This window comes from Xanthomonas cucurbitae (assembly GCF_002939885.1).
Lineage (GTDB): Bacteria > Pseudomonadota > Gammaproteobacteria > Xanthomonadales > Xanthomonadaceae > Xanthomonas > Xanthomonas cucurbitae.
Genome location: NZ_MDED01000043.1, coordinates 1 through 26,107, shown reverse-complemented (window position 1 = coordinate 26,107; position 26,107 = coordinate 1). Strand labels below are relative to the sequence as shown.

23 protein-coding genes, 6 tRNA genes, 1 other RNA gene and 2 pseudogenes are annotated in these 26,107 nt (G+C 63.0%); 7 read left to right on the top strand and 25 right to left on the bottom strand.

Annotated elements, in window-relative coordinates:
• On the bottom strand, window positions 1-495 hold a 495-nt coding region (locus tag XcuCFBP2542_RS20355; RefSeq protein WP_425478049.1), incomplete at its 3' end, for an H-NS family nucleoid-associated regulatory protein.
• A gap of 384 nt (window positions 496-879) precedes the next feature.
• Window positions 880-1,734 carry a DUF3800 domain-containing protein gene (locus tag XcuCFBP2542_RS16590; RefSeq protein WP_104605054.1) on the bottom strand — a complete coding sequence of 285 codons (855 nt, stop codon included), beginning with the start codon at window positions 1,732-1,734 and terminating at the stop codon, window positions 880-882.
• A gap of 944 nt (window positions 1,735-2,678) precedes the next feature.
• Between XcuCFBP2542_RS16590 and ffs the strand changes: the two genes are divergently transcribed.
• Window positions 2,679-2,775: signal recognition particle sRNA small type (ffs, locus tag XcuCFBP2542_RS16580), an RNA gene on the top strand.
• 185 nt (window positions 2,776-2,960) lie between these two features.
• Here ffs and XcuCFBP2542_RS16575 read toward each other — a convergent pair.
• The 7 genes and pseudogenes from XcuCFBP2542_RS16575 to XcuCFBP2542_RS16550 form a co-directional block, all read right to left on the bottom strand.
• On the bottom strand, window positions 2,961-3,404 hold the full coding sequence (locus tag XcuCFBP2542_RS16575; protein WP_104605052.1) for a molybdenum cofactor biosynthesis protein MoaE: 444 nt from the start codon (window positions 3,402-3,404) through the stop codon (window positions 2,961-2,963).
• The gene (gene moaD, locus XcuCFBP2542_RS16570) at window positions 3,401-3,646 is read right to left on the bottom strand and encodes a molybdopterin converting factor subunit 1 (protein WP_104605050.1); all 246 of its coding nucleotides are present in this window, start codon (window positions 3,644-3,646) and stop codon (window positions 3,401-3,403) included. The genes XcuCFBP2542_RS16575 and moaD overlap by 4 nt, the downstream gene beginning before the upstream one ends.
• Complete coding sequence (moaC, locus tag XcuCFBP2542_RS16565) at window positions 3,643-4,140, bottom strand: cyclic pyranopterin monophosphate synthase MoaC (protein ID WP_104605048.1); 498 nt, start codon at window positions 4,138-4,140, stop codon at window positions 3,643-3,645. The genes moaD and moaC overlap by 4 nt, the downstream gene beginning before the upstream one ends.
• Window positions 4,141-4,164: 24 nt before the next feature.
• Window positions 4,165-4,305 (bottom strand): annotated as a pseudogene (locus XcuCFBP2542_RS19760) (DUF4440 domain-containing protein); the annotation flags it as partial.
• A gap of 14 nt (window positions 4,306-4,319) precedes the next feature.
• Entirely contained in the window at window positions 4,320-5,351 is a 1,032-nt protein-coding gene (gene moaA, locus XcuCFBP2542_RS16560) for a GTP 3',8-cyclase MoaA (RefSeq protein ID WP_104605046.1), read from the bottom strand.
• Window positions 5,351-6,100, bottom strand: coding sequence for an MBL fold metallo-hydrolase (locus XcuCFBP2542_RS16555; RefSeq protein ID WP_104605044.1), 750 nt, complete (start codon window positions 6,098-6,100; stop codon window positions 5,351-5,353). The genes moaA and XcuCFBP2542_RS16555 overlap by 1 nt, the downstream gene beginning before the upstream one ends.
• Window positions 6,100-6,849, bottom strand: a complete 750-nt coding sequence (locus XcuCFBP2542_RS16550; protein WP_104605042.1) for a 3-deoxy-D-manno-octulosonic acid kinase — start codon at window positions 6,847-6,849, stop codon at window positions 6,100-6,102. Before XcuCFBP2542_RS16550 ends, XcuCFBP2542_RS16555 begins: the two co-directional genes overlap by 1 nt.
• Window positions 6,850-6,869: 20 nt before the next feature.
• On the opposite strand from XcuCFBP2542_RS16550, the gene XcuCFBP2542_RS16545 reads away from it, so the two are divergent.
• Window positions 6,870-7,919, top strand: coding sequence for a glycosyltransferase family 9 protein (locus XcuCFBP2542_RS16545; RefSeq protein WP_104605040.1), 1,050 nt, complete (start codon window positions 6,870-6,872; stop codon window positions 7,917-7,919).
• Between the two features lie 208 nt (window positions 7,920-8,127).
• On the opposite strand, the gene XcuCFBP2542_RS16540 is transcribed toward XcuCFBP2542_RS16545, so the two are convergent.
• Window positions 8,128-8,532, bottom strand: a complete 405-nt coding sequence (locus XcuCFBP2542_RS16540) for a DUF6165 family protein (RefSeq protein WP_104605038.1) — start codon at window positions 8,530-8,532, stop codon at window positions 8,128-8,130.
• A gap of 256 nt (window positions 8,533-8,788) precedes the next feature.
• Window positions 8,789-8,879, bottom strand: a tRNA-Ser gene (locus XcuCFBP2542_RS16535).
• 196 nt (window positions 8,880-9,075) lie between these two features.
• Here XcuCFBP2542_RS16535 and XcuCFBP2542_RS16530 point away from each other — a divergent pair.
• Window positions 9,076-9,780: a PP2C family protein-serine/threonine phosphatase gene (locus XcuCFBP2542_RS16530; protein ID WP_104605036.1), complete on the top strand. Its 705-nt coding sequence runs from the start codon at window positions 9,076-9,078 to the stop codon at window positions 9,778-9,780.
• A gap of 118 nt (window positions 9,781-9,898) precedes the next feature.
• On the opposite strand, the gene dnaQ is transcribed toward XcuCFBP2542_RS16530, so the two are convergent.
• From dnaQ to XcuCFBP2542_RS16515, 3 genes are read right to left on the bottom strand one after another with little or no spacing between them, the layout of a single operon-like run.
• A complete protein-coding gene (gene dnaQ, locus XcuCFBP2542_RS16525) occupies window positions 9,899-10,633 on the bottom strand; it encodes a DNA polymerase III subunit epsilon (protein ID WP_104605034.1) in 735 nt (244 codons plus the stop codon).
• Between the two features lie 9 nt (window positions 10,634-10,642).
• Window positions 10,643-11,095, bottom strand: a complete 453-nt coding sequence (gene rnhA / locus XcuCFBP2542_RS16520; protein WP_104605032.1) for a ribonuclease HI — start codon at window positions 11,093-11,095, stop codon at window positions 10,643-10,645.
• 30 nt (window positions 11,096-11,125) lie between these two features.
• Window positions 11,126-11,782 carry a hypothetical protein gene (locus XcuCFBP2542_RS16515; protein WP_104605030.1) on the bottom strand — a complete coding sequence of 219 codons (657 nt, stop codon included), beginning with the start codon at window positions 11,780-11,782 and terminating at the stop codon, window positions 11,126-11,128.
• A 12-nt stretch (window positions 11,783-11,794) separates the two neighbouring features.
• Between XcuCFBP2542_RS16515 and gloB the strand changes: the two genes are divergently transcribed.
• Window positions 11,795-12,562: a hydroxyacylglutathione hydrolase gene (gene gloB, locus XcuCFBP2542_RS16510; protein ID WP_104605028.1), complete on the top strand. Its 768-nt coding sequence runs from the start codon at window positions 11,795-11,797 to the stop codon at window positions 12,560-12,562.
• The gene (locus XcuCFBP2542_RS16505) at window positions 12,559-13,746 is read left to right on the top strand and encodes a lytic transglycosylase domain-containing protein (RefSeq protein ID WP_104605026.1); all 1,188 of its coding nucleotides are present in this window, start codon (window positions 12,559-12,561) and stop codon (window positions 13,744-13,746) included. Before gloB ends, XcuCFBP2542_RS16505 begins: the two co-directional genes overlap by 4 nt.
• A 362-nt stretch (window positions 13,747-14,108) precedes the next feature.
• On the opposite strand, the gene XcuCFBP2542_RS16500 is transcribed toward XcuCFBP2542_RS16505, so the two are convergent.
• The 11 genes from XcuCFBP2542_RS16500 to XcuCFBP2542_RS19635 all read right to left on the bottom strand — a co-directional run bounded on the left by XcuCFBP2542_RS16500 (window position 14,109) and on the right by XcuCFBP2542_RS19635 (window position 23,733).
• Entirely contained in the window at window positions 14,109-16,079 is a 1,971-nt protein-coding gene (locus XcuCFBP2542_RS16500) for a peptidyl-prolyl cis-trans isomerase (protein ID WP_104605024.1), read from the bottom strand.
• 189 nt (window positions 16,080-16,268) lie between these two features.
• Window positions 16,269-16,345, bottom strand: a tRNA-Asp gene (locus XcuCFBP2542_RS16495).
• 94 nt (window positions 16,346-16,439) lie between these two features.
• Window positions 16,440-16,516: transfer RNA gene (locus XcuCFBP2542_RS16490), tRNA-Asp, on the bottom strand.
• A gap of 28 nt (window positions 16,517-16,544) precedes the next feature.
• A tRNA-Val gene (locus XcuCFBP2542_RS16485) sits at window positions 16,545-16,619 on the bottom strand.
• Between the two features lie 11 nt (window positions 16,620-16,630).
• Window positions 16,631-16,903, bottom strand: coding sequence for an HU family DNA-binding protein (locus tag XcuCFBP2542_RS16480; protein WP_104605022.1), 273 nt, complete (start codon window positions 16,901-16,903; stop codon window positions 16,631-16,633).
• Window positions 16,904-17,117: 214 nt separating this feature from the next.
• Window positions 17,118-19,589, bottom strand: a complete 2,472-nt coding sequence (gene lon, locus XcuCFBP2542_RS16475; RefSeq protein WP_104605020.1) for an endopeptidase La — start codon at window positions 19,587-19,589, stop codon at window positions 17,118-17,120.
• A gap of 144 nt (window positions 19,590-19,733) precedes the next feature.
• On the bottom strand, window positions 19,734-21,020 hold the full coding sequence (clpX, locus tag XcuCFBP2542_RS16470) for an ATP-dependent Clp protease ATP-binding subunit ClpX (RefSeq protein WP_104605018.1): 1,287 nt from the start codon (window positions 21,018-21,020) through the stop codon (window positions 19,734-19,736).
• Window positions 21,021-21,145: 125 nt separating this feature from the next.
• A complete protein-coding gene (gene clpP, locus XcuCFBP2542_RS16465) occupies window positions 21,146-21,772 on the bottom strand; it encodes an ATP-dependent Clp endopeptidase proteolytic subunit ClpP (protein ID WP_104605016.1) in 627 nt (208 codons plus the stop codon).
• Between the two features lie 92 nt (window positions 21,773-21,864).
• Window positions 21,865-23,157: a trigger factor gene (tig, locus tag XcuCFBP2542_RS16460; RefSeq protein WP_104605014.1), complete on the bottom strand. Its 1,293-nt coding sequence runs from the start codon at window positions 23,155-23,157 to the stop codon at window positions 21,865-21,867.
• 197 nt (window positions 23,158-23,354) lie between these two features.
• Window positions 23,355-23,439, bottom strand: a tRNA-Leu gene (locus XcuCFBP2542_RS16455).
• Window positions 23,440-23,625: 186 nt separating this feature from the next.
• Window positions 23,626-23,733: transfer RNA gene (locus XcuCFBP2542_RS19635), tRNA-OTHER, on the bottom strand.
• Window positions 23,734-25,118: 1,385 nt separating this feature from the next.
• On the opposite strand from XcuCFBP2542_RS19635, the gene XcuCFBP2542_RS16445 reads away from it, so the two are divergent.
• On the top strand, window positions 25,119-25,775 hold the full coding sequence (locus tag XcuCFBP2542_RS16445; protein WP_104605012.1) for an imm11 family protein: 657 nt from the start codon (window positions 25,119-25,121) through the stop codon (window positions 25,773-25,775).
• 115 nt (window positions 25,776-25,890) lie between these two features.
• A pseudogene (locus tag XcuCFBP2542_RS19840) lies at window positions 25,891-26,107 on the top strand (hypothetical protein); the annotation flags it as partial.

Genomic DNA, 26,107 nt, shown 5'->3' with positions numbered 1-26,107 from the left:
GTGGCTGAACCCGGATAACGACGATAGAAAAGCACCCGATGAAATGAAGTTCGCAGCATGAAATAGCGGACAACTATGTTGACAATCACCGATGGCCGCACCTTCATAAAATCGAGAATCCGCACTTTCCGGAATAATAAGCATTGGAGAAAAAAATTTGACCTTGAACTCCTTCAAAGCCACATCCCCAGAATAGAGAAGAACCCTTTCCGACCACCCCACCCCCACCTCCAGCGCCCCGCCTCGCCCTTTGGCCTCTCGATGCCTACCGTCTGACAGGCTTACAGCTGGCTTGCGAGCCTGCGCTCTACCGAAGCTGGCTTCCTCGAAACGTTGCCAGCGCTCAGCCCGGATATTTCGGGAACTCTCGTCCGGGTGACTGGCTTCCCACTGCTTGTAGGCAGGGGTGCCCTCCCAAGCCTTCAAGGCGCGCGGCGGACGGCCACGGCCGATCCAGGTCTCATGGGTATGGGGCAGCCAATACTTAGGAGCCACCTCCCTTTTGGTCTGGTCGGAGCAGCCTTGCCGCCACGGCACGGGCTGCTGGCGCCGATGGCGATGGCCAGCTCGGGATTCTGCTTCGGGGTGAAGTGCTCACCCTATTGACTCAACAGGCCGATGATTTCGGTTACAGCCGAGGCGGCCTGTTCTTGGCGGAGCCAGCTTCCTGCTCTTCAAGCAGTCGGAGCTCTTCTTGGTCTTTGCAGAGGTGATCGACTCCAGGATTTTCTCACTCATCTACTAGCCTTGTAGAAAATGGATTGATAAAGCACATGACTTCACTTTCATGTCACCATCTCCTCCTATTCGCAAGCTTCAAATTTCTGAGCAAGAACGCAAAGAAATTCTCTACTCTGACTTGAGAATGATTAAATCCTATCAGGCCCTCCATTCCCAAAGAGATTGGACAGTTCTCCCACCATGCTTATCATCCACACTAATTCCATATATCTTTTTTCTTTCAGAAAAAAATCTATACTCGAGCTCGCGAATTCTAGCTCGATACCGCTGAATGATATATTTATTCTTTGGATTCACATGCGGACTAAATACGTAGCCTGTGCAATAAACGTGCGTCGCCATCGGACAAATAATTGCCGACGTTAATATGTCAGCTATCTGCAACCCCGCATGGTTATCACTGACACCAAAAAGCGGCGACTCCAATATGGAGGGATACACGTCTCCTTTTCTCCCACGCTTGAACTTTTGCGAAAAAATTGCGTGAGAAATTACGCTATTAGCCCTTGGCTCACGAAAATCAGCAACAATCAATCCCCGTGCTTCACGCTCCTTCAAATAAATCTGAAAAAAATTAGAAAATTTTTGAGTCGTTAGCGCGTAAACTGCCTGGCCATTAAAAGGTTGCCCGACAGCTTTTATCCACATCCTCGAGACCAGCTTACCTTCGCACTTTTTCACAAGTGCTATAAGATCATCCAAAAAATGCTCTGCAGTTTTCCTTGCAGGGTCACCATGGTACTTTCGCAAGTCTTTCTTAAGCTCAGCACCTTTTAACTCGACTCGCATTGCCTCCAAGTCGTGATTAAGGTGAGCAAACGCGGCGGGGTAATATTTAACCTTTAGCGCAACATATTCTTTTGTAAGCTCTCTAATCCTAGATTCAGGCAACAAAAGGCCAGTCAACACAAATACTGGCTGAATTTGAGAGTTCGCAGTGGGCAGCCCCCCGGGACATCCAGCTTCGTCAAGGTAACAAAAAGCAAGATCCATTTACGATTCTCCATAAGGAAACAGCCGCCATATAGGCGGCTGTTGGCTGCTGCTGGTTGCTCAGCAGTGCTGCTGCCGGGGCAAGCCCCTTGCAGCTGTAAGCGGAAGCATTAGCAACCACTCAATTGGAATCTTATCAAAATTTCTTACCTTGTCAAGCGGTGGAAAATTAACGCTTTTGGATGTCAGTCACAAATGCCGAAAATCCACCGCCCCATATCATGACTGAATAACATGCTTGGGCCAATGCCCTCGGACTGAACTCCATCTCACATGCATGAGCGTGCCCCGCCGGTCCGACAGCTCATGCCCTATGTATTCCTCTCGCATCTCCCGGTTGACCCCAGCCGCCTTCAGCGCGCCGATGACCGTATTCCGGAAGCTGTGGTGACCCACCCTGCCGCCGCTTCGCGCCCTGATGCCCGGCTTGACCAGCTAGCGTGAGAACGCTTGTTAGGTCCGGCCCGCTGGGCCATTTTTGGTGTCGGAGATGAGCTCGGGGAAGAGCTTGGTCTCTCCGGCGGCGTTCAGCCGCACCACATGCTCCCACAGGCCTAACTTGATGAGGTTGGTGGAGGCAAAGGTGCTCGCTTTCGTTCAGTTAGAAGTTTCATGCTTGCCGACTGGAGAAGTCGATAGACCTGCGTCCCTCAGGCTAAAGAACGATGCGTATCTTCCAGATACTCGAGAGATTCATGCACGCGCGGCATACGAACTTGAGTCATGGCATCAGTTCCCCTTTTGGGCTAGCGGTGGGAACACCTGACCCGCTACAATGGCGGTTCACAAGTCAGGCCACATCCCTGGTTTGCGTGGCTGCAGGAGAGTCAGGACGTTCGAGCGGGATCAGTACCTCCCCCTCTCTCCGCCAGTTTCATGATCTGCGCGACGAATCGGTCGCAGCAGATCCGGGCCATGACACTGGCCCACGTCTTATGGTGGCCCCGTCGGTCCCTCGCGACGCTAGATCGAAAATCCCGCCAGGGCCGGAAGGCAGCAACGGTATCGATCGATGCGGGCGCCGAGGTCAACCGGCGGGGACACCACCCCAATCCCCCACCCGGATGCATCGCAAGCCACATGCGCTATTGCGAGATGTGCGCTGTCGTCGTCGATCAGGCTGGGTATCGAACAACCAGGTCGCGGCCTGCGCCTACACCAACTGCCTTCGCTCAGGCCCGCTGACGCCCTGCCACTCACAAGGGCTCAATACCTCCGCACCGACCTCATTGCGACTGCGGGTGCAGCCAGCCTGCGTCGCCTTCGAGGTAATGTTCGTGCTTCCAGATCGGCACGCGCGCCTTGACCTCGTCGATGATGAAACGGCATGCATCGAAGGCGGCACCTCGATGCGCCGCACTCACGCCGACCCACACCGCCATGTCGCCGATGCGCAGCTCGCCCACGCGGTGCACGCAGTGCGCGTGCACGATGGAAAACCGTTGCATCGCCTCGTCCAGCACACGCTGGCCTTCGGCCTGCGCCAGTGCGGCATACGCCTCGTAGCGCAGCCCGGCCACTTGGCGGCCGTCATTGTGATTGCGCACCCAGCCTTCGAAGCTGGCAAAGGCACCGGCATGTGGATGTTCCATCCCGCCGCGCAGATGATCGAGCGGCAACGGGACATCGGACAACGCAAACACTGCGGCAATCTGATCGCTCATGCTCAACCTCCCGACACCGGTGGAATGAACACCACTTCGCTGCCGTCGCGCAGCGCATCCTCCCAGCGCGCGAACGCGCCATCCACGGCCACGCGCAGTTGTGCTGGCCCCCAGCGCAAGCCGTGCCGCGCAGCGAGCTCGGCGTACAGGCCACGCAGGCTCTGTGCATCGGACTGCACGCGCTCGTCGGCCATGCCCGCCGCCTCGCGCAGGCTGGCGAAATACAGCACCGTTACCGTCGCAGTCATTGCGCCGCTCCGATATCGCGCTTGCCACCACGCTTGGATACAAGCTTGGTCGGGCCGATGCTCATGCTGTGCGATAACGCCTTGCACATGTCATAGACCGTCAACGCGGCCACGCTGGCACCGGTAAGCGCCTCCATTTCCACGCCGGTACGATGCACGCAACGTACCGTGCAACGGATGTCGAGCACCTGCTCGCCGGCCCAGTCGATCTCGAAACGACACGCATCGATCGGTAGCGGATGGCAGAACGGAATCAATTCGTGCGTGCGCTTGACCGCCATGGTGCCGGCAATCACTGCGGTTTCCACGATGCCGCCCTTGGCGCTGCGCAAGCCATTGGCGCGCAGCTGCGCGGCCACGGCGGCCGGAAAGCGCACGCGGCTCTCTGCGGTGGCGCTACGGGCGGTGACCACCTTGTCCGAGACATCCACCATCGTGGGAAGCCCGGCATCGTCGAGGTGGGTCAGGCGTACGGAACGGGATTTTGCAGGCATGGGAAGCGACGCGAAGACAGGCGATCAGGATGCGGCATTCTCGGTGAACAGGGTGCCTTGATGGAACAGCAGCTGCCAACCATAACTCCTGCGCCGCCGCCAGTTACGCAAGGCCTGCACGACCTCAGGACGGCGATCCATCGACGGTGTGCGCAGCTGCGTCAGCACTGCGTCTGCGCTCATCCGCCGATCAAAAACATCTCGACCGGCTTGCCGCGGCGTGGTACCGAGGCCCGCACTTCGCTGTAGCGGTCGCCACGTACGCTCCAGCGCTGACGCAGATGTGTTGCCAGCGCAGGCTCGCCGTTGGCCAGGGCTGGTTTGAGGTCGTGGCCCTGGCTGGCAAACAGGCAGGTATACAGATGCCCGTCTGCCGAAACGCGCGCGCGCTGGCAATCGCCGCAGAACGGCACGCTGACCGAACTGACGAAGCCCACTTCGCCAGCACCGTCGACAAACGCATGGCGCTGCGCCACTTCACCGGTGTAATTGGCGTCCAGCGCCACCAGTGGCCAGCGCGCGTGGATGCGTTCGTGCAATTGCGCGGACGTCACCACCGCATCAGGGGTCCAGCCGTTGCAGCTGCCCACGTCCATGAATTCGATGAAACGCAGCACATGCCCGCTGCCCCGGAAGTGCTCTACCAGCGGCAACACCTGGTCTTCGTTGACGCCGCGCTGCACCACGCAATTGATCTTCAGCCGCTCGAATCCGGCCCGCTCGGCCGCGGCAATGCCGCCCAGCACCTGCGCGATCTCGCCGCGGTCGCCACTCATACGCCGAAACAATGTCGGATCCAGCGCATCCATGCTGACGGTGATGCGACGTAGCCCCGCCTGCCGCAGCGCAACAGCCTGGCGCGCAAGCAAGGTGCCATTGGTGGTCAGCGCCAGATCTTCGATGCCCTCGATCGCAGTCAGCCGCGCAATCAGGCTCGGCAGGTCGCGGCGTAGCAGCGGCTCTCCGCCGGTCAGGCGCACCTTAGTGACGCCGACCGACACGAACGCACGCACCAGCGTTTCCAGCTGATCGAAACTCAACCGCTGCTGTGAGTCGAAGCCGTAATCGTCGGGCACGCGGTCGGCCGGCATGCAGTAGCCGCAACGGAAGTTGCAGGCCTCGATCACCGACAGGCGCAGGTCGCGCAGCGGGCGGCCATAGCGGTCCTGCAGGGGCGCGCCGGCCAGCGTGGGCAGCGTCGGGGTGCCCATCAGCGCACCATGGCGGCGGTCGGGTCCGCCAACACCAGGTATTGCCCGGGCACGGCGACGCGGTGGCCACGCGCGCGCAGCACGTCGCCGTCGGCATCGCTGGCGTAGTGGTACAGCAGCATGCGGCCCAACAGGTCCTGCGGGTACTCCCGCTCCAGATCGTCCACGCCAGTATGCGACGGGTTGCCGTGAACGCCGCAGTCATGCGCAATCAGCTCGTTGTCGCTCGCATAACGCTTCAGCATCTCCGGGATGGGCCGGGTGTCGCCGGTCCACACCAACGCACCCTGCAGGCGCAGTCCGAAGGCAGTCTCTGGCCAGTGGTGGCGCACCGGAAACACCTCCAGCCGCACTCCGTCGTGCCAGAACGCATCGCCCACCGGCACCAGCTGGAACGCATCCCAAAAGTTGGCCCCGCCCTCGGCCAGCACGTTCGGATAATCGGCAATGCGCCGCTGCAGCAGCGGCACCACCGGTGCCGGCACGTACAGGCGCGTGCGTCCGCGACGTTCGGAGAAGTAACTGTCCACGAACAGCCGCTCCAGCCCGCCCACATGGTCCAGATGCACATGGGTGATGAAGATCGCCTGCGGCAGGCCACCATAGTGCGCCTGATAGGCAGTCAGACCCTCGCTGCCACAATCGATGGTCAGCCACGGCGCACCGGCGCGCTCGAGCGTGGCCATCGGCGAACCGAGCGCCACCGCCGACGCATTGCCGACTCCCTGCACGCGCAAGGCCCACTGCATCAGTAGCCCCGGCCCCAGGCCAGCTCGTAGGCGCGATGCAGGCGTTCGTAGTCCTTGTCCACCTCTTCGCGGCTGCGGTTGCCGCGCAGCTTCAGCAACGAGCGATGCAGCCGCTCGAGGTTGCGCTTGCGCCAGCGCGTGGCCGGGATGCGCAGCACGCTGCGGTCGAAATCGATCAACCAGCCATGCCCGCCGGCGTCGAACAGGATGTTGTGGGCATTGAGATCGGCGTGGTCCAGCCCGGCGCGATGGAAGCGCGCAATCAGCTGGCCGGTGGCCTCCCAGGGCGCGCCACGCCCGGCCACCTGGGCGTGATCGGCCAGCGAGCGCACGTTTTCCAGCCGCTCCATCAACAGCGCCGCGCGATAGCCCAGGCCTTCGCGCAAGTAACAGGCGGCCAGCGGTCGCGGCACCGGCAGCTTGCGCTTGATGAGTTCACGCATCAGCCGGAACTCGGCAAAACTGCGCGTGCGTCCGGCGCCTTTCCACAGGTACCGATCGCGGCTCACGCGTGCCGCCATGCCGCCACGCAAGTATTGCCGCAACACGCTGCGGCCGAACGGCGCATCCACGAACCACGCGCCGCCACGCCCGCCCTCGTCGACCGGCCGCGCCCTGTCGCCCCAGCGCTGCGGCGAAAACAACCCGGCGTCGGCTTGCCGTAGCCGTTCGCGGTCGAACAGAATGGCGCCATAGCCGCGACCCTCGCGGTACGGCGTCAGCGCTTCGGTGGCGTCGAAAGAAACCATCTATCGAGTCTAACAACACCATGGCTCTCACGCCTGCATCGCTGTGCCTGCTGCGCCTGTCCGCCCTGGGCGACGTCACCCACGTAGTGCCGCTGGTGCGCACGCTGCAGGCGGGCTTCCCGCAGACGACACTGCATTGGATCATCGACAAGGCCGGGCTGAAGTTGCTCGACGGCCTGCCCGGCGTGCATTTCCACGCCTACGACAAACGCAGTGGCGTGGCGGGCATGCGCGCGCTGCGCCGGCAACTGGCTCAGCTGGGGCGCTTCGACGCCCTGCTGCAGATGCAGGTGGCGTTGCGCGCGAACGTACTCTCGGCCTTCGTGCCGGCGCGCCGGCGCATCGGCTACGACCGCAGCCGCTCCAGGGACCTGCACGGCCTGTTCGTCAACGAACGCATCGCCGACCGCCCCGGCATCCATGTGCTCGACGCCATCGGCAGCTTCGCCGAGCCGCTGGGCCTGCGCCAGACGCAGGTGCGCTGGGACCTGCCGGTGCCCGAGGACGCACATGCCTGGGCGCAAGCGCAGTGGCAGGACGACGGCCGCCCGGTGCTGATGATCTCGCCCTGCTCCAGCCATGCGCGGCGCAACTGGTACCCGGACCGCCACGCCGCCCTGGCCGACCATGCCGCCGCACAGGGCTGGCGCGTGGTGCTGTGCGGCGGCCGCAGCGATCTGGAACGCAGCACCGCCGATGCCATCACCGCCAACGCACGTACGCCGGTGCTGGACCTGGTCGGCAAGGACACGCTCAAGCAGCTGCCCGCCCTGCTCGCCCGCGCAGATTTGGTGGTCACGCCAGATTCGGGGCCGATGCACATCGCCAACGCGATGGGGACCAAGGTGCTGGGGCTGCATGCGGCCAGCAACCCCCGGCGCAGCGGCCCGTATTCGGACGTGCGCTATTGCGTGGACCGCTACGACGCGGCGGCACGCAAGTACCTGCACAAGCCGGCCGACCAGCTGCGCTGGGGCACCAAGATCGAATTCGACGACGTGATGCAGCTGGTCAGCGTGGACGATGCGATTACCGCCTTCGAGCGGTATCGCGCCGATCATCCACGCTAGCCGCTGGAGACCGGTCCACCCGGCGCCGGGGTGGCAACCCGGGCGATGGCCGGGCGCCACGGCCACCGCGCCGGAACTCCCTACGTGCGCGGAGCAGTCGCCCCCTGAACAGCGACCGGTACCCCGATCTCACCCAACGTGGCACCCGGCCACCGCATCCACCGATCGCGCCCGACCAGCCGGCAGCCCGATCAGCCGGACGAGACCCTCAGGCCTTGCTTGCGCGATAGTCCTGGTAGGACTTTTCTTCCACGTAGGAAGAGCCCAACGCCAGGTTGATCTGCTTTTTGATCCGCGCACGTTCGTCGTTTTCGATATACACGCTGCGCGCCAGTTGGATGAAGGCGTCATCGAAGCTCTGCGCCTGCTCCTTGAGCCGGATGTCGTCCTCGATCACCCATAACCGCTCGTTGACGGCCTTCAGTTCGGCGCGCAGCCGCACGATGTCGTGGCCGTCGGCCGGATGCGCCATCCAGCTGTTCTCCAGCGCGGACAACTCGTTGCGCACATTGGCCAGCTTGGCCACATCGGTCATGCGCTCGGACTTGATCTGCAGGATCGCGATCTTGTCGAGCAGTTCACCAAAGGACACGGGCACCAGGATCTCGGACATGACAGGCCTCCAACGGGAATCGAGCGAATTGTAGCCATCGCCGCAGGCAGCGATTGCCACACATAAACAAAACCCCCCTTGCGGGGGCTGATGCGAATCTGGCGGAGAGGGGGGATTCACTCGGCACTGCCTGCCTTCGCCCTGCGGGCGGCTTCGCCGTGCAGGCAGCTGCGCTGCCTGTCGAACCCGGGGCTTCTCACCCCCCAATGCCGCCGGCGAAACTCACGCGGCACTGGCACAACTGCTCGCCCTAATCTGGCGGAGAGGGGGGGATTCGAACCCCCGAGGCGCTATAAACGCCTGCCTGATTTCGAGTCAGGTACATTCAACCGCTCTGCCACCTCTCCAGATGGTCCCCAGTGTCCTGGGGCCGTGCATCATACGGGCACACGGCCGCGGCCACAAGCGGCCCGGGCCTGCGCCAGCTGGCGCAAATCCGGGCCGGGCGTGAACAGGTATTGCGCCGTTCGCCAGTCGCGTGTTGCTGCTGGCCGGTCGGGCCGCGATGATGGTGGCGCACCTTCTCCCTGGCGACCCGGCCCCATGCTCGAATTCGGACACCTCACCCACGTTGGACTGCGCCGTGACCTCAACGAGGACACCTACTACGGCGACAGCGAACTTGGGTTGTGGCTGGTGGCCGATGGCATGGGGGGACACGCCTGCGGCGAGGTCGCCAGCGCGCTGGCACGCGAGACCATCGTGCGCGAAGTGCGCGCCGGCACGCCGCTGGCACAGGCCATCCGTATTGCCGACGAGGAAATCATCAAGACCTCGCGCCGCTGCAACGACACCTTGCCGATGGGCACCACCGTGGTGGCCGCACGCGTGCTGGGCCAGCGCTTCGAAGTGGCCTGGGTCGGCGACAGCCGCGCGTATCTCTGGCGCGACGGACGCCTGGCCCAGCTGAGCCAGGACCATAGTTATGTGCAGGAACTCATCGCCCAGGGCACGCTCACCAGCGAGCAGGCACGTGCGCATCCGCATCGCAACGTGGTGACCCAGGCGCTGGGCGTGACCGACCCGATCCACCTCAACGTCGCCACCATGCAGGGCGAACTCAAATCCGGCATGCAGCTGTTGCTGTGCAGCGACGGGCTGACCGAGGAAGTGGACGATGCCGCCATCGCGGCAACGCTGTCGCAGGCCGATTGCAGCGCGCAGGAGTGCGTGGAATGCCTGGTTGCCGCTGCGCTGGATGGCGGCGGCTCGGACAACATCACCGCCATCCTGGTGCGTAGCTACTGAGGCGCGCTTCGCGCTGTTGAAGCACTTCAATGACCGCTCTGCATGGATCCACGCAAAGCGCGTCGAGAGAGGCTGGACCAGGCGGGCCTGACGGCATCGCCCCGCTCCCGCCAATCGACTAGCCGGCATCCGCAACCTCTTCGACCGGCGGATCCCACAGCGCACGCCCGGCCTTCTTGCGCAGCTGCGCCAGGCGTGCCTCATGCGCCTGCGACTCGGACGCAGTCACCGCCACGCGCGGGCGCGGCAACAGCAGCGCCGGGTCGAAGGTGATCGCATTGCCGCCATCGCTGGCATGCTGGCCGGCATCGGCGCTGGCAAAGCCGATCTCTTCCTGCCCGGAGGTCAGCGCGATGTACACATCGGCCAGGATCTGCGCGTCGAGCAAGGCGCCGTGCAACTGGCGGTGCGAGTTATCCACGCCCAACCGCTTGCACAAGGCATCCAGCGAATTGCGCTGCCCCGGATAACGCTCGCGCGCCATCATCAAGGTGTCGACCACGGTGGCGCGGTCGACGACGCGCCCGTAGCCGTCGCCCAGCAGTGCCAGTTCGTTGTCCAGGAAGCCCAGGTCGAACGCGGCGTTGTGGATGATGAGCTCCGCGCCGTCGATATAGGCGAGGAATTCCTCCACCACCTCGGCAAACAGCGGCTTGTCGGCCAAAAATTCCAGGGTCAGCCCGGTCACCTCCTGCGCGCCGGGTTCGAAGTCGCAATCGGGCTTCAGGTAGCGATGGAAGTTGTTGCCGCTCGGGCGCCGCTCCAGCAGCTCCACCGCACCGATTTCCACGACGCGGTTGCCCTTGCGCCATTCCAGGCCGGTGGTTTCTGTATCGAGAATGATCTGACGCATGGAATCCCCTTACGCAGTTGCGCTGCCATTGCGCTGGGCAATGGCCTGGTTGCGGGCGAGCACGTCGACGCGTTCGTTGTCCGGGTCGCCATTGTGGCCTTTCACCCAGCGCCAATCGATGTTGTGCCGCTGCGTCGCCGCGTGCAGCCGCTCCCACAGTTCGCGGTTCTTGACCGGATCGCCGCCAGCGGTCTTCCATCCACGTCGCACCCAGCCGGTCATCCACTCGGTGATGCCCTGGCGCACGTATTGCGAGTCGGTATGCAGCACGATCTGGCACGGCTCGGTCAGCGTTTCCAGCGCCATGATCGCGGCCATCAGTTCCATGCGGTTGTTGGTGGACACCGCTTCGCCACCGGCCAGTTCCTTCTCGCGGCCGTTGTAGCGCAGCAGCGCCGCCCAACCACCCGGACCGGGATTGCCGAGGCAGGAGCCGTCGGTATGCACTTCAAGTGATTTCATCAGTTTCCAGGGTTGCAATGGTGCTAGGGGTCAGATCGTGGCCACCGGCTGCGGCCAGCGCGATGGCCGTGCGATCGGGGTCGGCGCAATCGGTGCGCAGGCGCGCTTCTCCACTTCGAGCAGGTACACCGCGCGCCAGGGCGCGCGACCGGGGTCGGAGGAGCCGCGCCCGGCACGCCAGATTGGTCCGAGGTAGCGCTCGCCATTCACGCCATGCAGGCCGGCGCGTTGTGCCAGCACCCGCCAGCGATCCGGGCGCAGCGCCACCGGGCCGCGGCGCGCCCAATGGAAGCGATACGGGCTCAACGGGTTGAGTGTGAACAGCCACAGCCGGCCGCCGGGCATCAACAAGCGCTCGCACTCGGCCAGAAACTCCACCGCCCCGCCGACCACGGCATGCTGCACCACGATGGCCTGCAGGCTCTCGGTGGGCAGCGGAAACGGCATCGCACAGCGGGCATCGCCGGCGAAGCGCCCGGCATGGCGAAACAAGCGCAGACCGCGGCCCTGCAAGCCCTCGCGCGGCGGCAAATCCTCGCCGGGCGTCACCCACAACCACGGCTGGGATGGACGCTTCAGCAGCTCCTGCAGCGCCAGTTGGCGCTCCAGTTGCAGCAGGATGCGCCCCGCGCCCGTATCAAACCAGGTTGAGACACCAGCTTGACGGCAGAATGGCGTGGCAGGCATGGTCCCAATTCTATGCGACTGATCGCCCTGCCCGCATTCGACGACAACTATATTTGGGCATTGGTCGCCGCCGATGGTCGCGCCATCGTGGTCGATCCCGGCCAGGCCGAGCCGGTGATCGCTGCAGCCGCGCGCGATGGATGGATGCCCAGCGCGATCTTGCTGACCCACCACCACGCCGACCATATCGGTGGCGTGCCGGCGCTGCAGGCACGTTGGCCGCAGCTGGAATTGTTCGGCCCCGCCGACGACCGCAGCCCTGCAACTGCCCGCCAGGTTGGCCAGGGCGAGCGTTTGCGCCTGCTTGGAACCACATTCGAAGTGCTGGAGGTGCCCGGCCATACCCGTAGCCATATCGCCTTCGTGACCGATGGCCAGGTGTTCAGTGGTGATACGCTGTTCAGCCTAGGCTGTGGACGCATGTTCGAAGGTACCGCTCCACAGATGTTCGACTCGTTGCAGCGCCTGGCCCGATTGCCCGGCGAAACGCTTGTGTGTTGCGGCCATGAATACACCTTGGCCAACGCGGCCTTTGCGCTGCACGTCGATCCCACCAACGCTGCCTTGCAGCGCCGTCAACAGGAAGCCCAGGCCATGCGTCAAGCAGCCCGTTCTACCCTGCCGATTTCGCTCAAGAGTGAACTGGCCACCAATCCGTTCCTGCGTACCCATAGCCCCGAAATTCGCGCCGCCGCAGCAGCGCGCGCCGCTGGTGCTGTCTCTTCCGAAGTAGATGTTTTCGCCGAACTTCGTCGCTGGAAAGACGATTTTCGCGCATGATTCGCCTGGCTCTGGCAGTGCTGGCCGTCTGTGCAGCCACCACATCGACGGCTGCCTGGTCCGCTGACGCCGGGCGCCTGACATCGGTGGAGAGCACACCTGCCCCGACCAGCGCTCCCAGCATGCGGAACGGGCGCGAGATCTTTTCGTCGTTCCTGGAAGGCCGCGCCGACCCCGGCTGCGACAGCGAACATAGCGACACCCGCTGGGAGCAGCATTTCTCGCGCGCGCCCGCGCGCCTGGCCGACGATGCGCAGGATGTGCTGCCGCTGTTCGGCTATGTGGTCGACGAGCTGCGCGCCGCCGACATGCCCACCGAATTTGCGCTGATTCCCTTTGTCGAGAGCGGCTACCGCCCCGGCGCGCGCAATGGCAGCGGTCCGGCGGGACTTTGGCAGTTCGTCGCTACCACGGCCCGCAACCACCATGTCCCGGTCGGCGCGCAGTACGACGGCCGCCTGTCGGCGGTGGACTCCACCAATGCAGCGGTGCGCTACCTCAAGACCCTGTATGGCATGTTCGGCGGCGACTGGCGCCTGGCCCTGATGGCCTACAACGCCGGCGAGTACCGCGTGTTGCAAGCGATGCGCAGCGCCGGAATGAATGCGCAGAATGCGCGTCCGTCAGAGCTGCCGGGCATCTCCAAGGTCACCTACGACTATGTCGAAAAACTGCATGCGCTGGCCTGCGTCCTCGATCACGCGCAGCAACAGGGCACTCTGTTGACCTCCCTGGACCGCCAGGTTCCGGTCCTGACCGAACACGCCCTGCCCACGGGCACCAGCCTCAACACCTGGGCCGGACAACGCGCAATCGAGCCGCAACTGCTGGCCCGCCTCAACCCTGCCGTGGCAGGCGCACGCGCCGCGCCCAAGGGCGTGCATGTGCTTGCTCCCATTGCAGCCGCACAGCCGGGTTCCAGCGGAGCGGTGGTGGCTGCCGCCACGCCGACTCCCGACACCCACTCCAATCGCAGCGCGACCGCAGCAGCGGTAGCCAGCGTCGCCACCGCCAAGGCCTCCAGCACGGCCGCCAGGACCCACACCGTCCGCAATGGCGAATCGGCCTGGGCCATCGCGCGCCGTTACGGCATCACGGTCGCCACCCTGCTCGCCAGCAATGGCCTGGACAAGCGCGCGGTCTTGAAGCCTGGCATGGTGCTGTCATTCAACGATACGCCCTGACGTACCCGCATCTTTTTCGCTGACAGACGTCGCCCAGCCCACCCGTCAGGCCGCTCTTGTAGGAGCGGCCCTGGCCGCGATGGAGCTTTATCGGGAACGCTTCTCGCGGCCGGGGCCGCTCCTGCAACGGAGAGGCACGTGGCCATGAGCGGCGCGGCCTGCTCTGACACGCACGCATCTTCGTCAGTGACAACCGTCGCCCACCCCACCCGCCATGCCGCTCTTGTAGGAGCGGCCCTGGCCGCGATGGGGCTTTAGCGGAAATGCCTCTCGCGGCCGGGGCCGCTCCTACAACGGCGGTGCAGGTCAAGAAAAAGCCCGGTCACCCGGGCTCTTTCCTTCCATCGATCGACAGCGCGCCGTTATAGCTGTGCCTCTTCGATCTGGATTCTGTAGCGCTTGCGCATTTCCTTGATGTAGGCCTGCGCCGCGTTGTTGCCGTCGATCTGGCTCAATTGCTCGCGCAGCATCGTCTGTTGCTCGGCCGGCATCTGCTTCAAGTCGCCCGGCGTGGCCTTGCTGATGACGAACACCGCAAAGCGCCCGCCGTCCAGCTCCACCTTGCCGACCGAAGGCTTCACTTCGCTTGGGCGAGGAGCACTGAAAATTGCGCGGTTTGCGGCCGGCGTCGGGATTGGCGCGGTGCGTGGCAGCCCCGGGATCGGCTGCAGTTGCAGCTTCTCGCTCTGCGCCAGCACCTGCAGGGTTTCGCCCTTCTGCACGCGGGCCAGCAAGGCGTCTGCAGCGGCGGCAGCGGCCTTCTCGGTGCGGTCTGCATGCACGGCGGCAGTCACCTTGTCGCGCACCTTGTCCAACGGCAACGCCTGTTCGGCGGTGTGGTTGGTCACGCGCAACACCACGCTGTGATTGGGCGCGATGGTGATCGGGTCGCTCACGGTCCCGTCCTGCACCAGCGTTTCGGAAAATGCCGAGCGCAACACCACCGGATTGGCGGCAATGCCGCTGGCAGTGGTCCGCGAGAACGGGCCCAGGGTCTGTACCGGCAAACCGACCTGCTTTGCAGCCGGCTCCAAGGCGGTGGGGTTCTTGTAGATCTGATCCACCAGCTTGCCGCTGACATCGGCAAACGCCTTGTCGGCATCGGCCTTGAGCTGCTCGGCGGCAAGCTGGTCGCGGACCTGCTCGAACGACTTACCCTGCCCGCCCTTGACCTCGCGCAGCTGGATCACGTGATACCCGAATTCGCTCTTGATCGGCCCGACAACGTCGCCTGCCTTCATCGAGAACAGCGCATCCTCGAACGGCTTGACCATTGCCCCCTTCTCGACCCACCCCAGGTCGCCACCGGCATCCTTGGAGCCAGGATCCTGCGAGTTGGCCTTGGCCAACGCAGCGAAGTCCGCACCTGGCTGCTTGGCCTCGGCGGCCAGCTTGGCGGCCTTCGCTTCTGCTGCCTTTTGTGCAGCGGCATCGCTGCCGGCGGTAATCAGGATGTGCGATGCAAGGCGCTGATCCGGCTCGACAAAACGCGCCTTTTCTTCTTCGTAGCGCTTGCGCAGCGTGGCGTCATCGGCCGCCGTGGCAGGCGGCATCGTGGCGGCGTTGAGCTCCACGTATTCGATGCTCACCGTCTCCGGCTGACGGAAATCCTGCGTGTGCGCGTCGTACCACTGCTTGATCTGCACGTCGCTGACGGGGGCAGTGTCGGCCGCCGGCGCCGGCAACATCGCCAGCTCCACGTCACGTGTTTCGCCCATCAGCTTGAGCAGGCGCTCGAACTCGGTCTTGGTCGCAAACCCGGATTCGGCAACGGCCTGTGGAATGACCGACTGCTGCAGGCTGTCGCGCACCAGCCCATCGAACTGTGCCGGCGTGCGTGGCGGATTTCCCTGCGCCAGCGCTGCACGGTACTGGTCCGGGCTGAACTTGCCATCGACCTGGAACGCCTGGATGTTGGTGATGTAATCGCGCACCGTCGCATCGCCGATCACGATCCCGGCATCTTCGGCGCCAAGCCGCACGACCTGCTCATCCACCAACTGGTCGAGCACCTGCAGCTTGTTTTCGCGGGATTCGAACGTGCGCGGGTCGAAATTTTCACCCTGGCGCTGACGCTCCTGCATGCGCGCCTGTTCGAAACGCGTGCGGAAGTCCTGCGTGCTGATTTCATGGTGCTGCCACAGCAACGAGACCGGCCACCACGTCGGTGCCGATTTCCACCAGGTCGGCGGCGCCTGCACCTTGGCAACGTTGTTGGCGCCAATGCCGCCCAAATAGCTGTTATCGATGACGAACAGGAACGGAATCATCAGCAACCCCAGGATGGCGGTGGCGATCCAGCCTGACGTCTTGTCGCGAAGTTTCTGCAGCATTGGCAAATCACGGCCTGTGGGCGAGCCGCGCAGTGTAACCCGCCTGACGCCACGCACCCAGCCCGGCGCCTGTCACTACGGGAGCGCAGCGCAAGAACAGCCGATCCGGAGCGATGCAGGCGCATCCGAAACGGGCCGCGCCGAACCAAAAAAAAGCCCCCGGCACAAGGCCGGAGGCTTTGGTATAACTGGCGGAGCGGACGGGACTCGAACCCGCGACCTCCGGCGTGACAGGCCAGCATTCTAACCAGCTGAACTACCGCTCCGCTTTGAACTTGACCCTCTACCCCCACCGCAATCGCGACGCGAATGCAGTGGAGAAAACAAAGCCCCCAATCGCTCAGGGGCTTGGTGTGTAACTGGCGGAGCGGACGGGACTCGAACCCGCGACCTCCGGCGTGACAGGCCAGCATTCTAACCAGCTGAACTACCGCTCCGCGCTTGAAACAGTTGCCTGGTGCTTAATGGTGGGTGCTGAGGGTTTCGAACCCCCGACCCTCTCCGTGTAAGGGAGACGCTCTACCGCTGAGCTAAGCACCCTAGCGAGTCGATTAGTTTACTGCATCCTTGAGGGCTTTACCAGCCTTGAATGCAGGATTCTTCGAAGCGGCGATCTTGATGCTGTCGCCCGTCTTCGGATTGCGGCCCGTGCGCTCAGCGCGCTCGCGGACCTGGAAGGTGCCGAAGCCAACCAGGGTGACGGCGTCGCCCTTCTTCAGCGCCTTGGTGATTTCGCTCACAACCGCGTCGACAGCACGGCCAGCTTCAGCCTTGGAGATGTCAGCGGTAGCGGCAACGCCATCGATCAATTCGGTTTTATTCATTCTTGAAACTCCCTTTGCGGCAGATGCCGCGGAATCGACAATCGGCGCTCTTGCCGTTAGCGAAGAACCCGACACAAGTGGTATCGCGTGACGCATCACATTTTGCCGCGCCCACGAGTCGTGCATTTATACCAGCGCCCCCAACAGCACGCAAGCCAAAACCCAATAACGACGCGGGTTTTGGCGTGTTTCGGGACGTCCTAGACAGCGCGCGTTAGTGCTTGACGCGGGCTCCCGGGGTGCTGCGCGACTTGCCACGCACGGCCACGCGCGAAGCGGTCTTGCGCGCCTTTTCCTTGCCGGCCTTCTTCGGCGCCAGCGGGCGTTCCAGTGCCAGGTCCAGCACTTCGTCGATCCACTTCACCGGCACGATCTCCAGATCGCGGGTCACGTTGGCCGGGATGTCGGCCAGGTCCTTGCGGTTCTCGTCCGGGATCAGCACGGTGCGGATGCCACCGCGCAGGGCGGCCAGCAATTTCTCCTTCAAGCCGCCAATTGCCGACACGCGCCCACGCAGGGTGATCTCGCCGGTCATCGCCACATCGGCGCGAATCGGCACCTTGGTCAGGATCGACACCAGCGAGGTCACCATCGCGATACCGGCACTGGGGCCATCCTTCGGCGTGGAGCCATCGGGCACGTGCACGTGCACGTCCTGCTTCTGCAGGAAATCCACGTCGATGCCCAGCCGCTCGGCGCGCGAACGCACCACCGACAAGGCGGCCGATGCGGACTCCTTCATGACGTTACCGAGCTGGCCGGTGAGGATCAGGTTGCCCTTGCCCGGTACCAGGGTGGACTCGATCTGCAGTAGTTCGCCACCAACCTCGGTCCAGGCAAGACCGGTCACCAGGCCGATCTCGTTTTCTTCTTCGGCGCGGCCGAAGTCGAAGCGGCGTACGCCCAGATACTTGTCGAGATTCTTCGACCCCACGGCCACAAGCGCCTTCGGCTTGCCTTTCTTGGTGGCTGTCTTGGTCACCACCGGCTGCGGGCCGGCAAGTGCGATTTCCTTCACCACCTTGCGGCAGATCTTGGCGATCTCGCGCTCGAGATTACGCACGCCCGATTCGCGGGTGTAGTAGCGCACGATGTCCTGGATGGCATCGTTGCCAATCTCGATCTCGTCCGGCTTCAGGCCGTTGGCCTTGATCTGCTTGGGCACCAGGTAGCGCATGGCGATGTTGAGCTTTTCGTCCTCGGTGTAACCGGGGATGCGAATGACCTCCATGCGATCCAGCAGCGGGCCGGGGATGTTGAGCGAGTTGGAGGTGGCAACGAACATCACCTCCGACAGGTCCAGATCCACTTCCAGGTAATGGTCGTTGAAGGAGTTGTTCTGCTCAGGGTCCAGCACCTCCAGCAGCGCCGACGACGGATCGCCACGGAAGTCCATCGACATCTTGTCGATTTCGTCCAGCAGGAACAGCGGGTTCTTGCTGCCGACCTTGTTGAGGTTCTGCACCAGGCGGCCGGGCATGGACCCGACGTAGGTCCGGCGATGGCCGCGGATCTCGGCCTCGTCACGGATGCCGCCCAGGCTCATGCGCACGAACTTGCGGTTGGTGGCCTTGGCGATCGATTGCCCGAGCGAGGTCTTGCCCACGCCCGGCGGCCCGACCAAGCAAAGGATCGGACCCTTCATCTGCTTCACGCGCGACTGCACGGCCAGGTATTCGAGGATGCGCTCCTTGACCTTGTCCAGGCCGTAGTGGTCGGCGTCCAGCGTGTCTTCGGCCGCCTTCAGGTCCTTGCGGACCTTGGTGCGCTTCTTCCACGGCACGCCCAGCAACCAGTCCAGATAGTTGCGCACCACCGCCGCTTCGGCGGACATCGGCGACATCTGCTTGAGCTTGTTGAGTTCGGCCTTGGCCTTGGTTTCCACCGGCTTGGGCATGCCGGCTTCGGCGATCTTGCGGGCCAGCTCTTCCAGCTCGCCCGGTGCATCGTCCAGGTCGCCCAGTTCTTTCTGGATGGCCTTCATCTGCTCGTTGAGGTAGTACTCGCGCTGGCTCTTTTCCATCTGCGACTTCACACGGCCGCGGATGCGTTTTTCCAGCTGCTGCACGTCGATTTCGCCGTCCACCAGGCCGACCAGCAGCTCCAGCCGCTCGCCGATTTCGGTGATCTCCAGCAGGCGCTGCTTGTCGGCCAGCCGCACGCCGATATGCGCGGCGATGGTGTCGGCCAGGCGGCCCGGCTCGTCGATGCCGGCCAGGGTCTGCAGCAGCTCGGGCGGCAGTTTGCGGTTGGTCTTGACGTATTGTTCGAATAGCGACATCAACGACCGCGCGATCGCTTCCACTTCGCGTGGCTCGCGCGCATCGCTGGCTTCGACCTCGGTGCCCTGGCCCTGCAATGCGCCGTCCAGCTCGACCACTTTGTCGACAGTGACGCGCGACAGGCCTTCCACCAGCACCTTGATGGTGCCATCGGGAAGCTTCAGCAACTGCAGCACCTGCGCCAGCGTGCCGACGGTGTACAGGTCGGCCGCCGCAGGGTCGTCGGTCTCGGCCGATTTCTGCGCCACCAGCAGGATGCGCTTGTCCGCCTCCATGGCCTTTTCCAGCGCGCGCATCGACTTGTCACGCCCCACGAACAGCGGGATCACCATGTGCGGAAACACCACCACGTCGCGCAGCGGCAACACCGGCAGATCGAGAACTTCTGGTTGGGACTGGGCCATGGGGCGCTCCGCAGGAAGGGACATTCAAGGCGTAAAAAAAACCGATGGCCCCGTTATGGGGCCATCGGCTAGACGTTGCAAGTAGCGCTCGAAAACCCTTTAGCCACCAGCGAGGACACCACCTGGGCAATGGGTCGGCAGGGCTCAGTCCCCGGACGCGGCCTTGGCCGGCGCCGGTTGCGCCTGGTAGATCAGATACGGCTCGGACTTGTGTTCGATCACCGACTCGTCCACCACGACCTTGCTGACATTTTCCTGCGACGGCAGCTCGTACATGGTATCCAGCAGCACCGATTCGACGATGGTGCGCAGGCCGCGCGCGCCGGTCTTGCGCTTGAGCGCCTTCTTGGCGATCGCCGACAAGGCATCCGGGCGGAACTCCAGCTCCACGCCTTCCATGTCGAACAGCTTCTTGAACTGTTTGGTGATGGCGTTCTTGGGTTCGGTCAGGATCTTGATGAGCGCCGGTTCATCCAGCTCTTCCAGCGTGGCGACCACCGGCAGCCGGCCGACGAATTCCGGGATCAGGCCGAACTTGATCAGATCTTCCGGCTCGACCTCGGCCAGGATCTTGCCCACTTCCCGCTTGCGCTCGCTGCTCTTGACCTTGGCACCGAAGCCAATGCCGCCGGCATCGTTGGAGCGCTGCTGGATCACCTTGTCCAGGCCGGCAAACGCGCCGCCGCAAATGAACAGGATGTTCTTGGTGTCCACCTGCAGGAATTCCTGCTGCGGATGCTTGCGGCCACCCTGCGGCGGCACCGAGGCCACCGTGCCTTCGATCAGCTTCAGCAGCGCCTGCTGCACGCCTTCGCCGGACACGTCGCGGGTGATCGACGGGTTCTCGCTCTTGCGCGAGATCTTGTCGATTTCATCGATATAGACGATGCCCTGCTGCGCCTTTTCGACGTCGTAATCGCACTTTTGCAGCAGCTTCTGGATGATGTTTTCCACGTCCTCGCCGACATAGCCGGCTTCGGTGAGCGTGGTGGCATCGGCGATGGTGAACGGCACGTTGAGCAGCCGCGCCAGCGTTTCGGCCAGCAACGTCTTGCCCGAACCGGTGGGGCCGACCAGCAGGATGTTGGATTTCGCCAGCTCGACGTCGTCGTTCTTGCTGCGGCTCTCGATGCGCTTGTAGTGGTTGTACACCGCCACCGCGAGCGTGCGCTTGGCGCGCAACTGCCCGATCACGTATTGATCCAGCACCTCGAGGATCTCGCGCGGCTTGGGCAGGCTGGACCGTGCCGACTGCGCCTTTTCCTCGAGTTCTTCGCGGATGATGTCATTGCACAGCTCAACGCACTCATCGCAGATGAATACGCTAGGACCGGCAATCAGCTTGCGGACCTCATGCTGACTCTTACCGCAGAACGAGCAGTAGAGAATCTTGTTGCTGTCGCCGGAACGACCTTGGCGGTCTTCGCTCATGCTTCTGTTACCCAGTTACCCCACCCGATGCACGGGGGTTCGATTTCGAGAATAGCACAGGGCCGGGAGGACATTCGCCCTGCCCGACCCTGCCGGATTTTCCTGCAATTTCAATGACCTGAAAATCAAGACGGCTGGATCGACTCGTCCGGACGGCGCTCCAGCACCTGATCCACCAGACCATAGGCCTGGGCATCGACGGCACTCTTGAAGTTGTCGCGTTCGGTGTCGCGCGCGATGGTCTCCAGCGACTGACCGGTATGCTTGGCCAGGATCTCGTTCAGGCGCGAACGCAGGGTCAGGATCTCGCGGGCATGGATGTCGATGTCCGTCGCCTGGCCCTGGAAACCACCCAGCGGCTGGTGGATCATCACGCGCGAATTCGGCAGCGCATAGCGCTTGCCCGCCGCACCCGACGCCAGCAGCAGCGCGCCCATGGAGGCTGCCTGGCCGACGCAAATCGTACTCACGTCCGGCTTGATGTATTGCATGGTGTCGTAGATCGCCATGCCCGCGGTGACCACGCCACCGGGCGAATTGATGTAGATGCTGATGTCCTTTTCCGGATTGTCCGCTTCCAGGAACAGCAGCTGGGCCACGATCACGTTGGCCATATGGTCGTCGATGGGACCGACCAGGAAGATCAGACGCTCCTTCAGCAGACGCGAGTAGATGTCGTACGCACGCTCGCCACGGCTGGTCTGCTCGACCACCATGGGCACCAGATTCAGGGCTTTGGTCACAATGCTCATCGGTCTTCCTGTTGTGGCAGCGGCCTGTGCCGATGCCCGTGTTCGATATCCGCACCCCGACGACGGCAGGGCGCGGTTCTCTTGCTCCCGCCTCAGACCCGGATGGCGTCCTGGAACGACAGCGACTGCTCGGTGTGCTGGGCGCGCTCGGCGATCCAGTCGATCACCTGCTCTTCCATGACACGGCTCTGCAGCCCACCCATCAGTTGGGGGTCGTTGCGGTACATCTCAATGACCTGCTCCGGCTCTTCGTAGGTCGAGGCGATCAGACGCAGCGTTTCGCTGACGCGCTTGGATTCCAGGCGCAGCTCGTTGCGACGGGCCACTTCACCCACCAGCAGACCGACCAGCACGCGCTTGGCGGCGGCGTCCATGAAACCCTGGTGGGCGTCGGCCGGCACCTGGCCCGGATCGCGGCCACTGCGGCCCAGCTGCTCGACCTGCTGGGCCAACATGGAGCGCGCTTCGTTCTCGACCAGGCGCGGCGGCATTTCGACATGCGCATAGGCGGCGATCAGCTGCTCGCCCACTTCCCGGCGCAGACGGTTCATCAGCGCGCCCTTGAGCTCGCGCTCCAGGTTGGTGCGGATGTCGGCGCGGAACTGCTCGGCATCGCCACTCTTCACGCCGAAGCTCTTGATGAATTCCTTGTCCACCGCCGGCAACACCGGTTCGGACACTTCCACTGCCTTGACATGCACCTGCACGGTCTTGCCGGCCAGCTGCGGCACCCGCCATTCGGCCGGGAAATCCACGCTCAGGGTCTTGTCTTCGCCCTTGGACAGCCCTTCCAGACCCTTTTCGATCTGGTCGAACATCACGCCCGAGCCCAGCACGCTGCTGCCGGTCTCCACGCCCTCGGCGGGCAGACGCTCATCACCGGCCTGCGACCAGGTCTCCAGTGCCACCAGGTCACCGACCTGCGCGCCGCGCTCGACCGGATTCCAGGTGCGGCGCTGCAGGCGCAGGTTTTCGATCATCTGGTCGATGTCGGCATCGGTCACTTCAGCGGCCGCACGCACCACCGACAGCTTGGCCACGTCGATATCGCCGAAATCCGGCACCACTTCGAAGGTGGCGACGAAATCGAAGTCGCTTTCGCCCTGGTCGATGCGCGGGTTGCCGGCCAGGCGCAGCGAATGCTCGCGCACTGCCGAATCGAAGGTCTCACGCAGCAGGCCTTCCATCGCCTCGGCCCGCACCTGCTGGCCGAAACGCTGTTCGATCACCTTGGGCGGCACCTTGCCCGGACGAAAGCCCTTGATGCGCGTGGTCCGCGCCAGTTCGCGCAGGCGGCCACCGACATGGGTCTCCAGGCGCTCCTGCGGCAGGGTGAAGGTCAGGCGGCGTTCCAGATTGCCGGTGGATTCGATCGATGCTTGCATGTTGACTCCTGCCACCGACAGCGCACAGCGTCGGCACGAGATGGAAGATGCGGGTTGACGGATGGCGAGAAAGCCGCCGAGCCTTGTAGTTTCGCCGATAACGGCGGCCGCTGCCAGCGGGACGGGCACCCCCGTGCGCAAAAAGCGAGCGTATGACGGGCGTTGCAGCGGCCGGAACGCTCACGGCCGCACTGCATTGGTGCGAAAGGGGGGACTCGAACCCCCACGCCTTGCGGCGTCAGAACCTAAATCTGGTGCGTCTACCAATTCCGCCACTTTCGCGATGCTGCACTTACCTAGCCATTGTTGCAGGGATGGACGCAAAGAAAAAGCCGCAGGCCACGCAACGCCCCTGGCCGGCGCGCACCACCTGCCTCGACTCCGACCGGCGCACTGCGAGCGCAGGCACGCCCGGCAACGAACACAAAGAAAAACAGCCACTCAACTTGCGCTGAGTGGCTGCCTATCTGGTGGGCCGTCAAGGATTCGAACCTTGGACCTACTGATTAACAGTTAGCGCTACTGAGCTTACAAATCAGGAGCTTGCTCGGCTTATTTCTCCCGGCAGCCAAGCCCGGAGGCCTGGTGCGCGCTTGGGCGTCATGCCAATTTTCCCGATCGTCCCGGCTACCGGCCTCATCCTATGTGGCTCCAGAACGCGGCCTGCGGTCTGTCACCTCTGCTCGGATCCTCGCCTGTTGGCGCACGGCCCACATGACGGTGCCACGCTCTCCCTGGTCGAAGCTGTTGCAGTCGCGCTCCACAAAAGGCGCGAAGGGTTTACCAGGCGGCACCGGCCTTCGGCGCTCCAGCAGCACGTATCACTCGCCAGTGAGTCTCTGCACCAACCTGGCCACCTCTTCACCCTCGAGGAAAAGCGCCGTCGGTGACCCCATCGCGCTCTGCCAAGGCCTCTCCCAGCGGAAGCCAGGCGGCAGCACAGGCTCATCGCCGGCATTGATCGCGCTCATGCGGCAGTGACCGACATATATAAGGTGTGCTGCTGACCACCGTGCTTGTTGGCCAACTGGCTTGCGCGCTCAAGCATGGCCACGGTCTGGTCTACCACCCGCCAGCGCTTCCAACCGGCCTCGTGGACGGTATCGGGGTTCGCCTACAGGGCATCGTGGTTCAGCGACATTGCGGGTGTAACCGGTCGTAGCGAGTGCTGTGGCGACCTACTCTAGCGCGCCCCAATCTCAATTTTTCAGATGACCACGGGAGAGAGGTAATCTAGGTCATCCAGCCCCAGAAATACACATACTTCAATGTTTATCAAATACTTATAGAGAAATATCAAAAGTAATTAAAGGGTAACTGGGAGGTAATGGGATTACCTTTCGGGCAGGTAATCCCCCCAAAAAACCCTTAAATTTCAATCACATGACTTTTCGATGTGGACCCAATTACCTTAAATCACCCCAAAAGGTAATCCCAAATTTCCGATTGATATCAATCCCTTAAGTCTGGTTTTGGCTTGCGGATTACCGATTACCTGTTTCCGATGGTCATTTGCCGAAACGCCCCCGGGAGGCCTGGCCCGGAACAAGGCTGCGCACCGCCCGCTGAGCCTCACAGGCGCGCAGGGATCTGCAGGGAAGAAACGTCCCCGTGACTCCCACGGATCGCTAGCTGCAGCGGGGCCTAGGTCTACCCTGCAGGGGTGCAGCGAAAACCGTGCATGAAGGCCGCAGGCGTGGCGGGGCGACGATTGCGCGCGCCAGGGCCAGCGCTGTCCGTAGGCGTCGGTGTTTTCCTACTGCGTCGGTCGCTGAAGACGGGCAACATAGGAGGGTGCATCCCATCCCAACAGGGCCTGCAACATGCCCGCCATCCGCTGCCGGCCCCGCCTCCATTGCTGGCGGGCAAGCGCCAGAGGTAGGCATCTGACCGTGGGCAGCGAAGCGACTCACTTGTAGGCACCTGTTCGACGCATGCTGGATTGTTGAGAGAAAGCACCTATGAACGAAGCAAAAAAAGCCCGCGCAACACATGACAACGCACCTCAGAAAGGCGCGTTCTACATCCTCAGGTCCGATATCGGGGGGGGCGGTCGCGGCCCTGGTTTGAAGCTCGAGAACCCAGATGCGGTGCCATTTTCCATTGCTGACAGCCTGCCGGAAGAGGACGCGGGACTAGCCACATTGAAGGAGACCCCGCGCCTGCGCTACGACAGCCGCATTGGTGATATGCCCGATGATCTTGAGAGCGGTTTGACGGACTACTGGCTGGTCTCCGAGCCGCTGAAGCAGGTCCTTGACGCTGCTGACCCAGAAGGCTTTGCCTTCGCGCTCTGTGACTTCCGACTGGAAGACGGTACGCCCGCAGCACCGCACTATCTTTGCGAGGTGGTGCGGATTATCGACGCCATCGACGAGGAAGCATCTACCGTCAAGGTGCTGACCGGATATCCAAATGGCAAGTACTACAGCCTCGTGGGGGGGGCCAAGTTGGCTTTCAACAAAGATGTGGTCGGGGCAGCGCATGTGTTCCGAACACCTTATACGGCAGATGCCTTCTGCGATCGATTCTTGCGCGACACCTTGATTTCCCATGGATTCGGCAAATCACCCAAGAAGCGTGGGGTTCGGCTAATCGACGCTGCAAATTACGGATAGAGATTTCTCTGCATGGATTTTGGAGCAAAAACAGATGCCCTCCGGTAACGTCATCCTTCAAAGTCACCACGTCATTGAAAATAGCACTTTTCTCAGAAGTCGGCTTCTTAATAAATTGGTCGAGCATGGATTGATCGACAAGGATGTATCGGCAAATCGCCTGTATCTTCCGGTAGACGGCAAGCTGGCTGACGAAGTCGAAACTTCGCCACACCGAGGACGCACCCGCAGGTCATATACGGACCTGATTAGCCCCATCCCTCAGCCAAGAAAGTTGCTTGCCATGCGCAAAACTCGCTCTGGGCAAGGCTTGCAGCGCATCAGCGCCGTCG

Excerpts from the sequence above, each read along its gene's own strand:
- gloB (WP_104605028.1), top strand. The coding sequence starts at position 11,795 with ATGCGACTGATCGCCCTGCCCGCATTCGACGACAACTATATTTGGGCA.
- XcuCFBP2542_RS16555 (WP_104605044.1), bottom strand. The coding sequence starts at position 6,100 with ATGCAGTGGGCCTTGCGCGTGCAGGGAGTCGGCAATGCGTCGGCGGTG.
- lon (WP_104605020.1), bottom strand. The coding sequence starts at position 19,589 with ATGGCCCAGTCCCAACCAGAAGTTCTCGATCTGCCGGTGTTGCCGCTG.
- dnaQ (WP_104605034.1), bottom strand. The coding sequence starts at position 10,633 with ATGCGTCAGATCATTCTCGATACAGAAACCACCGGCCTGGAATGGCGC.
- XcuCFBP2542_RS16530 (WP_104605036.1), top strand. The coding sequence starts at position 9,076 with ATGCTCGAATTCGGACACCTCACCCACGTTGGACTGCGCCGTGACCTC.
- moaD (WP_104605050.1), bottom strand. The coding sequence starts at position 3,646 with ATGACTGCGACGGTAACGGTGCTGTATTTCGCCAGCCTGCGCGAGGCG.
- XcuCFBP2542_RS16550 (WP_104605042.1), bottom strand. The coding sequence starts at position 6,849 with ATGGTTTCTTTCGACGCCACCGAAGCGCTGACGCCGTACCGCGAGGGT.
- moaC (WP_104605048.1), bottom strand. The coding sequence starts at position 4,140 with ATGCCTGCAAAATCCCGTTCCGTACGCCTGACCCACCTCGACGATGCC.
- XcuCFBP2542_RS16445 (WP_104605012.1), top strand. The coding sequence starts at position 25,119 with ATGAACGAAGCAAAAAAAGCCCGCGCAACACATGACAACGCACCTCAG.
- XcuCFBP2542_RS16515 (WP_104605030.1), bottom strand. The coding sequence starts at position 11,782 with ATGCCTGCCACGCCATTCTGCCGTCAAGCTGGTGTCTCAACCTGGTTT.
- tig (WP_104605014.1), bottom strand. The coding sequence starts at position 23,157 with ATGCAAGCATCGATCGAATCCACCGGCAATCTGGAACGCCGCCTGACC.
- XcuCFBP2542_RS16480 (WP_104605022.1), bottom strand. The coding sequence starts at position 16,903 with ATGAATAAAACCGAATTGATCGATGGCGTTGCCGCTACCGCTGACATC.
- XcuCFBP2542_RS16540 (WP_104605038.1), bottom strand. The coding sequence starts at position 8,532 with ATGTCCGAGATCCTGGTGCCCGTGTCCTTTGGTGAACTGCTCGACAAG.
- clpP (WP_104605016.1), bottom strand. The coding sequence starts at position 21,772 with ATGAGCATTGTGACCAAAGCCCTGAATCTGGTGCCCATGGTGGTCGAG.
- XcuCFBP2542_RS16500 (WP_104605024.1), bottom strand. The coding sequence starts at position 16,079 with ATGCTGCAGAAACTTCGCGACAAGACGTCAGGCTGGATCGCCACCGCC.
- XcuCFBP2542_RS16545 (WP_104605040.1), top strand. The coding sequence starts at position 6,870 with ATGGCTCTCACGCCTGCATCGCTGTGCCTGCTGCGCCTGTCCGCCCTG.
- clpX (WP_104605018.1), bottom strand. The coding sequence starts at position 21,020 with ATGAGCGAAGACCGCCAAGGTCGTTCCGGCGACAGCAACAAGATTCTC.
- moaA (WP_104605046.1), bottom strand. The coding sequence starts at position 5,351 with ATGGGCACCCCGACGCTGCCCACGCTGGCCGGCGCGCCCCTGCAGGAC.
- XcuCFBP2542_RS16505 (WP_104605026.1), top strand. The coding sequence starts at position 12,559 with ATGATTCGCCTGGCTCTGGCAGTGCTGGCCGTCTGTGCAGCCACCACA.
- XcuCFBP2542_RS16590 (WP_104605054.1), bottom strand. The coding sequence starts at position 1,734 with ATGGATCTTGCTTTTTGTTACCTTGACGAAGCTGGATGTCCCGGGGGG.
- rnhA (WP_104605032.1), bottom strand. The coding sequence starts at position 11,095 with ATGAAATCACTTGAAGTGCATACCGACGGCTCCTGCCTCGGCAATCCC.